The sequence below is a fragment of the Dysgonomonas sp. UBA7710 genome, assembly GCF_002482385.1.
Taxonomy (GTDB): Bacteria; Bacteroidota; Bacteroidia; order Bacteroidales; family Dysgonomonadaceae; genus Dysgonomonas.
Map to the genome: position 1 here is coordinate 364,388 of NZ_DLFW01000047.1, position 11,217 is coordinate 375,604.

General features: G+C 41.7%; 6 protein-coding genes. 5 read left to right on the forward strand and 1 reads right to left on the reverse strand.

The annotated features are described in order from the left end of the window. The first annotated feature begins 25 nt into the window (after positions 1-25). The 5 genes from B3317_RS16830 to B3317_RS16850 all read left to right on the forward strand — a co-directional run bounded on the left by B3317_RS16830 (position 26) and on the right by B3317_RS16850 (position 10,117). Positions 26-913 carry a porin family protein gene (locus tag B3317_RS16830; protein ID WP_291113828.1) on the forward strand — a complete coding sequence of 296 codons (888 nt, stop codon included), beginning with the start codon at positions 26-28 and terminating at the stop codon, positions 911-913. Between the two features lie 73 nt (positions 914-986). Beyond that, on the forward strand, positions 987-3,263 hold the full coding sequence (locus B3317_RS16835; protein WP_291113831.1) for a GH92 family glycosyl hydrolase: 2,277 nt from the start codon (positions 987-989) through the stop codon (positions 3,261-3,263). Positions 3,264-3,284: 21 nt separating this feature from the next. Then, positions 3,285-6,227, forward strand: a complete 2,943-nt coding sequence (locus B3317_RS16840) for a discoidin domain-containing protein (protein ID WP_291113834.1) — start codon at positions 3,285-3,287, stop codon at positions 6,225-6,227. Between the two features lie 484 nt (positions 6,228-6,711). Continuing rightward, a complete protein-coding gene (locus B3317_RS16845) occupies positions 6,712-7,371 on the forward strand; it encodes a hypothetical protein (RefSeq protein ID WP_291113837.1) in 660 nt (219 codons plus the stop codon). 79 nt (positions 7,372-7,450) lie between these two features. After that, entirely contained in the window at positions 7,451-10,117 is a 2,667-nt protein-coding gene (locus B3317_RS16850; protein ID WP_291113840.1) for a family 78 glycoside hydrolase catalytic domain, read from the forward strand. Positions 10,118-10,557: 440 nt separating this feature from the next. Here B3317_RS16850 and B3317_RS16855 read toward each other — a convergent pair whose 3' ends face one another. Next, on the reverse strand, positions 10,558-11,214 hold the full coding sequence (locus B3317_RS16855) for a hypothetical protein (protein ID WP_291113843.1): 657 nt from the start codon (positions 11,212-11,214) through the stop codon (positions 10,558-10,560). Positions 11,215-11,217 lie beyond the last annotated feature (3 nt).

Sequence of the window (11,217 nt, forward strand, 5' to 3'; positions counted from 1 at the left end):
TTAAACGTATATTAATGAAATGATTATGAGAAAAACAATAATAAAAGCCCTTATCGCTGTTTCCATTCTATTTGCTTCGGCTACTGTTGTTTCGGCTCAGAAAAACAAGTCTGAGGTTTCGGTATCTGTAGCGGGAGGACTGTCGACGTTGGATTATGAAGCAGCTTTTGGCAACCATAAGAATGGCACCGGTGGTAACTTTGGAATAGGTTATACCTATTTCATTTCCAAAAATTTCGGATTGAATACAGGGGCAGAGTTCTCCCTATATCAGGCGGAGTTGACTCAAGATAAGTTTAATAATGTGTCCCGGTCTCTGGTTGACGCGTCGGATGGAGAATTGTATGATTTTTATTCTTCGGTGAAGAGTTATAAGGAAAAACAAAATGTGACATATCTGAATATCCCGCTAATGGCGCAGTTCCAATCAGGGGAAAAGAACAAGCTGTATGCGCAGGCAGGAGTTAAATTGGGCATTCCCGTGAAAGGGAAATATAAATCTTCGGCCTCAGAAATGGTAAATAAAGGATTCTTTCATGATACTGAAAACTGGGGTGAAACTCAGGAATTTATGGGCTTCGGAACGTTTACAGATTATTCGAATAATGAAGATATCAGACTTAGAGTTGTTTGCTTTTTCAGCGCCGATTTCGGAATGAAGTGGGCTTTGGCGGATAAGCTGTTTATATATACGGGTGCATATCTCGATTACGGATTGAATGATATCGTGAAAGACAGCCGCAATCAGAACTTTACCAAGTTCGGGGATACAACCGAAGGATTGGTTCCATTGAATAACAGTGTTCTTAATTCATCAATCGGCTATGAAAGCAATACACTTACCCAAACATTGAGTGATAGGGTGATACCTGTCAGTATCGGGCTAAAAGTCAGATTGGCTTTAGGGTTATAAATTATAATTATCCGCAAAGTCCGGATATAAGAATGTTTAATATTCGGACTTTGCGGATTCAATAATCATATATATGAAAAAAATTAACTTTATATTCTGGGTTCTTTTATTATCCGCTACAACCGCCAATGCACAGTTAAAAGACCTTGTACAATATGTAAATACGCTTCAGGGAACCGATTCCAATTTCGGGCTTAGTTACGGTAATACATATCCTACAACGGCTATGCCTTTCGGGATGCACACATGGGCAGCTCAGACAAACAGGAACGGAGAAGGGTTCAAATATATGTATGCCGATAATAAAATCCGGGGATTCCAGCAGGCCCATCAATGTAGTCCGTGGGTGAGTGACTATGCTGTTTATTCCTTGATGCCGATGGTTGGCGAATTGATTGTTAATCAAGATAAGAGAGCCGCGAAGTTCAGCCACGATAACGAAATCGGCAAACCGCATTATTATAAAGTTACATTTGACAATGGTATTACTACCGAAATGGCGCCTACAACGCGCGGGGTACATATCCGCTTCTCATTCCCTGAAAACGGGGACGCTTATCTGGTACTCGACGGATATACCAATATGAGCGAAGTAAAAATAGATCCGCAGAAAAGACAGATTAAAGGCTGGGTAAATAACCAGCGTTTTGTAAATCATTCGGAAAACTTTCGTAATTATTTTATAATACAATTCGATAAGCCTTTTGAGGCATATGGTACATGGGAGAATGAGAAAGACGAAATTTTCCCTGACGAATTGCATCACGACGGCAAAGGTGCGGGTGCATACATTAAATTCAAAAAAGGAACAACAGTACAACTAAAAGCTGCTTCATCATATATAAGCCCCGAACAGGCATTGCTCACATTAAATAGTGAATTAGGTAACAATAAGAATCTGGAAGTAACAAAGGCCCGGGGGGCAGAAACCTGGAACAAATTACTAAACAGGGTAATTGTAGAAGGAGGAACGGATGAGCAAATAAGAACTTTTTATTCGTGCCTTTTCCGTGCAAATCTTTTTTCGCGCAAATTTTACGAACGTAACGAGAATAACGAACCTTATTATTATAGCCCTTACGACGGGAAGATTTATAGCGGTTATATGTACACCGATAACGGATTCTGGGATACATTCCGTACACAATTCCCTCTGACTAACATTCTCCACCCTACTATGCAGGGACAATATATGAATGCCTTACTCGATGCGCATGACCAGTGCGGCTGGCTGCCGTCATGGTCACAACCCGGCGAAACAGGCGGTATGATCGGTAACCATGCAATCTCGCTTCTTGCCGATGCATGGGCAAAAGGTATCCGCACATTCGATCCCGGACGGGCTTTGAAAGCCTATGCGCACGAAGCGATGAATAAAGGCCCGTGGGGCGGTGCTAACGGACGTATTTTCTGGAAAGAATATTTCCAACTGGGTTATGTCCCATATCCGGAATCGTCCGGCTCTACTGCACAAACACTAGAATATGCTTATGATGACTGGTGCGGCTATGAACTGGCAAGAATGACAGGAAACCGTTTCTACATGGATGTTTTTGAAAGACAGGTGTATAATTACCGCAATGTATTTGACCCGACCGTAGGATTCATGAGAGGAAAAGATAAAGACGGTAAATGGCAGGAACCATTCGATCCGTTTGTCTGGGGAGGTCCTTATTGCGAAGGCAACGCGTGGCATTATACATGGTCTGTTTTCCATGATGTACAAGGCCTGATCGATATGTTTGGAGGTCCCGATAAAATGACGGCGAAGATGGATTCGGTATTCATCGTTCCTAATATTATCAAACCCGGCACTTATGGTGGTGTAATCCACGAAATGAGAGAAATGGAACTAGCCGGCATGGGACAATATGCACAAGGCAACCAGCCTATCCAGCATATGATTTATATGTATTCGTATGCGGGGCAGCCATGGAAAACCCAATACTGGGCACGCCGTATAATGAATGATCTGTATAATCATACGGAGAGAGGTTATCCGGGCGACGAAGATCAGGGAGGCATGGCGTCATGGTACGTTCTTAGCGCTTTGGGGATTTATGCCGTTTGTCCCGGAACGGATGAATATGTATTGGGTAGTCCGTTATTCAAAAAGGCGACTATTACGATGGAAGACGGTAAAAAATTTGTAGTCGAGGCAAGCAGCAACAGTAAAGATAATGTATATGTACAGTCTGTTACATTGAATGGCAGCCCGTTGAGCAAGAACTATATCACTTACAAAGACATCGTAAACGGAGGAACAATCAAATATGAGATGGGAAGCCAGCCGAACAAGAGCAGAGGTACGGGTAAAGATGCAGCTCCATTCTCTCTTTCAAAAAAATAAAAACAAAGATGATTTAAGGTTATGAGTAAAAAGATATTGATATTGACTTGTATGCTGGTTATTTGGGCGGTTCATTATATAAATGCACAAAACACTAAAATTTCACTGAACAGCGATGCCGGCAATATAGACTGGAAGGTCAGGGCGCAGGATGAAGTTGATAGTAATGGCCGGAAAATGATGTCTTCCGGATATAATACGTCCGATTGGATACCGGCAGTAGTTCCGGGTACCGTTTTCGGATCGTATGTAGAAGCCGGACTTGAAGAAGACCCGAACTTTGGAGATAACGCTTATAAAGTAGATAAATCGAAATATGATAAGAATTTCTGGTATCGCGGCGAATTCAATACACCAGCTTTATCAGACGGAGAATTACTGTGGCTCAACTTTGAAGGAATAAACAGAAAAGGTGAAATTTTCCTTAACGGAAACAGGTTGGGGCTTCTCGATGGTTTTATGGATAGGGGCAAATTCGACATCACCGGCCTGATAAACAAAAACGGCAGGAATGTATTAGTGGTATTGGCGTATTGGGTAGGGCTTCCCGTACCTAATTATGCAAGCCCGACTTACATTTCCAGCGCCAGCTGGGACTGGATGCCTTATGTCCCGGGCTTGTTGAGTGGTATAACCGATGATGTGTATCTCAGCACTTCACGCGAAGTATCTATGGTCGATCCGTGGATAAGGACAAAAGTCCCAGACAAGGATAAAGGCTTAATCGAATTACAGGTAGAACTGAGCAATAACACGGCAACAGAACAAACGGGCGTATTGAAGGGTATTATCCGGCCCGGAAATATCGAATTTTCCAAAGAAATAAAAATCGGCGGAGGTATGCAGAAACCGTTCAGGATAGAACCGAAAGACTCTAAACAATTGGAAATAGATAATCCAAAACTGTGGTGGCCTAATGGCTACGGCGATCCTAATCTGTATACATGCGATCTCACTTATACAGTGAATGGCAAAGTATCCGATTCTAAAAAGATAACATTCGGGATAAAAGAGTACAGCTACGAAAGAGTCGATGATGTATTCCGTATCAAAGTAAACGGAGTACCTGTTTACGCCAAAGGCGGTAACTGGGGCATGAGCGAATATATGCTTCGTTGCCGCGGTGAGGAATACGATCTGAAAGTAAGGTTGCATAAAGAGATGAACTATAACATTATCCGTAACTGGATAGGCTCTACAACCGATGATGAATTTTACGACGCCTGCGATAAATACGGTATTATGGTATGGGACGACTTCTGGTTGAATTCCCATAAGAACCTGCCGGACGATGTCCAAGCGTTCAATAACAATGCAATCGAAAAGATCAAGCGTTTGCGTAACCATCCCTGTATAGCTGTATGGTGCGGAGAGAACGAAGGCTATCCGCTTGCTCCGCTCAATGACTGGCTGAGGGGGAATGTGGAACATTTCGATGCCGGCGACCGTTGGTATCAGGATATTTCCAATAATGACGGCCTGTCGGGTAGCGGCCCTTGGGGAAATTTCCACCCGAATTGGTATTTCTCAAAGTATCCGATGATGTACGGCTTCAAAGGCAAACCGGGTTGGGGATTCCGCACTGAAATAGGCACTGCCGTATTCACTACGTTTGAGAGCTTCAGGAAATTCATGCCGAAAGAATCGTGGTGGCCTCGCAACGATATGTGGGATAAGCACTTCTTCGGCCCGCAGGCGGCAAATGCTTCCCCCGACAAATATGTTGGCATGATTACTGAAAATTATGGCAAACCTGAAGGAATCGAAGATTTCTGCCGTAAAGCGCAGCTTCTGAATATAGAGTCTAACAAAGCCATGTATGAAGGATGGCAACACCATATGTGGAATGACGCCAGCGGTATAATGACATGGATGAGCCAGTCGGCATACCCGTCATTTGTGTGGCAGACCTACGATTATTATTATGACCTGACCGGTGCATACTGGGGAGTGAAGAAGGCTTGCGAGCATGTTCACATTCAGTGGAGCTATGCCGATAATTCTGTGAAAATAATCAACACTACGCTCAACGATGTTAAAGGTCTGACCGCTAAAGCAACAGTTTATAATCTCAACGGAAAGGAAATGAAGAAATATGAACAGCGCATTGATGCAGATGCAAAGGCCAATAGCGTTACTGATCTGTTTTTTATGAACTTTGTCACCGATAATATGGCTTACCAGAAAAAAGTGGTGGCCTCTTCCAGATCTATCGATGCAGAAGAAGCTGTTGCAGTAACAGACGGCAGCGATGGAAGCCGCTGGGCCAGCAATTACAACGATAATGAATGGATATACGTAGATCTGGGCGAACGGCAGGAAATTAGCAGTATAACCCTTAAATGGGAAGATGCGCATGCCCAGGCGTATAAGTTGCAGGTTTCGAATGATGCTGCAGAGTGGAAAGATGTATATCAAAACGATAATTCCAAAGGTAAAAACGAAGAGATAAAGATCAGACCCGTTATGGCACGATATGTAAAGATGCTGGGACTGAAACGGGCCACAGAATGGGGCTATTCATTATATGAATTTGAGGTTTACGGACGGAATAAGGCTAAACCCGATTTAACTCCCGTTCATTTCCTGCGCTTCGAACTGACAGATAACAACGGCGATATTGTATCCGATAATTTCTACTGGCGGTCTACTGTTTTGGGAGATTATACTGCTTTAAACAAGATGGGAAAAGCTAAACTCAGTACGACTTCGAAAATTGAAACACGCGATAATAAGAAGTTTATAAGAGCAACGATTAAGAACATAGGTTCATCTGTCGCATTTGCCGTGCATGTACAGCCTTACAGGATATCCGACGGAGAACGTATTCTTCCGGCTATTATGAATGACAACTATTTTACCCTGATGCAGGGGGAAAGTAAAGAACTGGAAATAGAATTCGATGCGTCTATTCTACCGGATAACAACTATAAACTGGAGGTAGTGCCTTATAATAATAAATGAGAACAGCGTATTGAGTATCCGGACTAGCGTTATTTTTATTTACATCTGGAGCAAACCTCGAAATTTAATCCTTTTAAAAAAATTTATCTATATACAGCCGTTAGCTTATAGCTCTTTGAATTGAAAATCGGCGGAGCCAAAAATTGACACCCCCTCCCCCCTGACAAGGGGGACTTACAGAGAGAGTAAAAAAGATAGATAGAAAATAGTGTAAAGTTTGTAAAGTTTTTGAAAAAAGTTGCGAGTAAACAAGATACGAGAAACAAGTTGATGACTGATAACTGATGACTAAAAATACTGTAACCTTTGTTACTTTTTAACTATACATAGTTAACGAATGCAAAAATGACAAATAAAAAAAAGTAAAAAAAGTGTCAGATGTGTCAGATTTTAACATTAAATAGTTAATAAATACAAATTGACCTAATAATTATAACAATCAATTTTTGTGTGCCCTGATTTACATCATTAAATAAAGAATATTATGAAAAATCTTTTATTATTCTTTTTCCTCTGTATCGCTCATGTGAATTTATCAGCACAGAGTGAGTGGAAAGGAATCTTTTTATTCGAAAAATTTATGCCAGGGAAGATAGTCTATAAAACCGGTACGGAAAAAAGCGCCCTTCTCAATTACAATAAAGTGGACGAAAAGATGTATTTTATTCTTCAAGATCCGGATTCTACATTATTAGAATTGACACAAACTTCCTATATAGCAGAAATAAGCATCGCAAATCGTAACTTTGAACATATAAAAGAAGGGCAATTTTATGAAAAAATAAACATCGATAATAATGCTCTGTATATACGCTGGAAATCGTCCATCGTATCAGAAGGGAAATCTGTCGGATATGGAATAAAATCTTCTACGGGAGCGGTGGACAATGCCGCACGGGCATTCGGGCACTTAACCACTCAAAAACTTCAATCGACCGAATCTTTTAAAACAAATTCCCACAATGTTTATTATTTGAAAATACTAAATGAATTCAAGCGTTTCGATTCTTTCAAATCATTGGGAAAATTATTGAAAAAACAAGGAAAATCCGCAGAAACATATGTAAAATCGGAGAATCTCGATTTCAAATCTGTCGAAGATATAAAAAAAGCAGTGGCTTATTATTCTCAGGACAGTCAATAGCTTTAGCGTGTGAATAGAATCGGAATTATCATCAAGCCATTGTATATCTTATATATAACCCTTAAAAACAAGAAGAATTATGCAAAAGAAAAAATGTTTAATTTTCACAATCATATCTTTCCTGTTTATTGCAATCAGTTGTAGTCTGAATGCCTCTATAACAGTATATGACCTGAAGTGTGAAAACCTTACAAACCCTAATGCGATAGATAATACATCGCCGCATTTCAGTTGGAAAATAAAATACACCAAAGGAACTATGCTACAACGGTATTACGAAATACAGGTTGCCTCCGACAGTATGTCTTTGCTCGGAAACAAGGCTGACTTATGGAACTCCGGCAAGCAAAAATCAGCCTCTTCCGTAATGGTTCCGTACAAAGGTAAGGGATTGGCCTCCCGTTCGCTGTGCTACTGGCGGATTCGTGTATGGAACAGTAAGAATGAAGTTTCCGGATGGAGCGAAATCAACAGATTCGGAGTAGGTATAATCGATAAGGAAGATGCGCGGGGCAGTTATATCGGCTTATCGTCGACAGCGGGAAATATACAAAGTCCGATACTAAGAAAGAGTTTCAATGTCGATAGTATCAATACATCATTTTTGCATGTCAACGCATTGGGATACTACGAAGTATATATCAATGGCCGGAAGGTAAGTGATGATGTACTCTCTCCTGCGGTATCGCAGTTGAATAAAAGATCCTTGATAGTTACATACGATGTAACCCCTTACCTGAAAGAAGGTAAAAACGATCTGGTCTTATGGCTTGCCAAAGGATGGTACCGGAAAAATACATTCGATGCCGTATATGACGGGCCTTTGGTGAAAGCTCAGCTGGATATCAAAGAGGGCGGTGGATGGAATACCGTGATTGCGACTGACAGCTCATGGAAAGGCAGACACGGAGGATATATAGAGACAGGTATATGGCAGGCACTCCGGTTTGCAGGTGAAAAACTGGACGGAAGAATACTTCCTAAAGATTTGAACCCCACCACTCTCGACCAAATGAGCTGGTACCCTGTCGTGGAAATCGGTATTCCGGAACATAAAGCCACTCCTGTAATGACGGAGTCCGACAAAATACAGGAAACCTTAGTTCCTCAGAATATCACACAACTTGGTGACAGTACATGGCTCGTGGATATGGGTAAAGTCCTGAACGGCTGGTTTAAGATCCGCCTGCCTCATCTGAGCGAAGGCCAGGAGATTTTAATGGAATATAGCGATTTCATGGATAAAGAGGGTAAATTTCTCGATCAGGGACAAAGTGATATTTATGTCGGAGTAGGCAACGGTACGGATGTATTTTGCAATAAATTCCATAGCCATGCTTTCCGTCATATCCGTATATCCAATCTTACGGTCAGACCGGATAAGGAAGATATAAAAGCATATCTCATCCATACCGATTACCGTCAGGCATCGACATTCGAATGTTCTGATCCTGAACTAAATGCCATACACAACATGATTCAATACACCATGAAATGCCTGGCATACAGCGGATATATGGTAGACTGTCCTCATCTCGAACGTGCCGGATACGGAGGCGACGGAAATTCTTCGACGGAAAGCCTCCAGACCATGTATAATGTTGCCCCCCTGTTTACCAACTGGATGCAGGCATGGAACGATTCGATGCGTGAAGGCGGCAGCTTACCTCATGTCGCCCCCAATCCGGGAGCAGGCGGCGGTGGCCCGTACTGGTGTGGCTTCATCATTATGGCTCCATGGCAGACGTATCTGAATTATAACGATCCGAGATTGATAGAGAAGCATTATCCGGCCATGAAAGAGTGGCTCGGCTATGTGGAAAAATACACCGTGGACGGATTGCTGAAACGATGGCCTGATACTCCGTATCGTGACTGGTTTTTGGGAGACTGGCTGGCGCCAATAGGTGTAGACTCGGGTAATGAACTGTCTATAAATCTGGTTAATAATTGCTTTGTAAGTGATTGCTTTTCCAAAATGGAAAAGATAGCTGGAATACTGGGTAAGTCCGATGAGGCAAAAGAATTTGCGTCACGCAGGGATAAACTTAACCAACTGTTGCAAAAAACATATTACAATAAAGATGAAAAGATGTATTCGACAGGTTCACAACTGGATATGTCTTATCCTATGCTGGTCGGGGTCACCCCTCCTACCCTATACAACGACGTTAAGGAGCGGCTTCTCTCCCTGACAGCCGAACGGCACAACAACCATATAGCCGTGGGACTGGTCGGGGTACCTATCCTTACCAGATGGGCAATCGAGAATAAAGCCGTCGATTTCATGTACACGATGCTGAAGAAACACGATTATCCGGGTTACTTACATATGATAGACAACGGAGCAACTACTACCTGGGAATATTGGAGCGGTGAACGCAGCAGGGTGCATAACTGCTACAATGGTATAGGATCGTGGTTTTATCAGGCTGTGGGAGGTATTCGTACCGATGAAGATAAGCCCGGTTATCAGCATGTGATAATAGAACCGCAAATCCCTAAAGGCGTATCATGGGCAAAGACGACGAAAGAATCGCCTTACGGTACTATTTCGGTAGATTGGAATCTGAATGCCGATAAACTGACAATCAATGTCATATTACCTGTAGGCAGCATGGGGACGGTTATCCTACCCCGGGATGCAGCAGGTTATAAATTGAATGGAAAGGTAGTTAAGAGCAAAAATAAGAATGTTACAATTAATAATGGATCTTATAGTTTTGAAATCTTATTGGGTAATTAGTAACCCGTCCTCGTTACTAATTACGGGCAGTCCGGCATATACATTAAGCAAAGCAGCGAGAAACTGGTAATTATCAAAGTAGCTTTTCCAGCCAGGTTAGTTGTATCTGGCCGGATTTAACATCCTGCTGATATTTCGTCAGTCAACCTCTTCTCCCCATAGGTCAATGTCTGTAGGAATTCTTTTCATACTTAAAATAATACATATCCAGCATATAACCTGATATCCTGCCAAAAGAAAAAAACATACGTCCATTGTCTATTTTTTTAACCTTGTCAATTCTTATATATATGATACTTATCAGAGTACCCATTACTACTTCATTTATAGCGCGATTATACCAGTTTGCCATATAAGAGTAAGCAGGAACCTAAAGAAAACAATTGACGGAGAGACTTAATGTTTATTGATATTCAGATTCCTGCAAGCTCCCAGATTGATTATTTCCGCCAGTTTCTTGCCTGCTTACGAAGCCGGTCGAGCGAGCTTTGACTGGATTGTATCGTATCAGGTCTTACAATCTTTGGCGCTACGCCTTCGATCTTTACATGAGGTGTTTCTTTAGGCTTAGGTAACGTGGATAAGAATTTATTATATGCCTCCAGTAAGTGAGTCGCTTCCTCTGTATTCAAGTCAATGTTTTGATAACCTTGAGCATAATGAACTGTAAAATTCTTTATCAGATTATTACTTAGAAAAGACAAATCTCCGCCAAAGATAACCCTTATGTCTGCTGTTTTCTGGGCAACAGTACTCATCCTTCTGGCTTTGGCATACCTTACTGCCCGAAGCTCAAATTTTCCTTTGTCTGTAACGCATTCCAACTTTTCATTTTTGTAATATTCCACCGGGACTGCCTCTTCAAACACTGCATCTGTAAACATGTATTTAAGGGAAAGGTGCAAAAAACGGGCTCCTTCTTCCGAAATAAAACGAACAGAAATCATAGGCTCTTTAAACCGAGGTTTCTTTTGCAACTTACCTAACGATATATTTTCCCACTCCGAGGTTATCGAATTCTTGGAATCCGTTTGTGAAAGAACTGTCAAGGCTGCAACCAAGAATCCTAATGTCAATATAGTTCTGATATAATTCATACT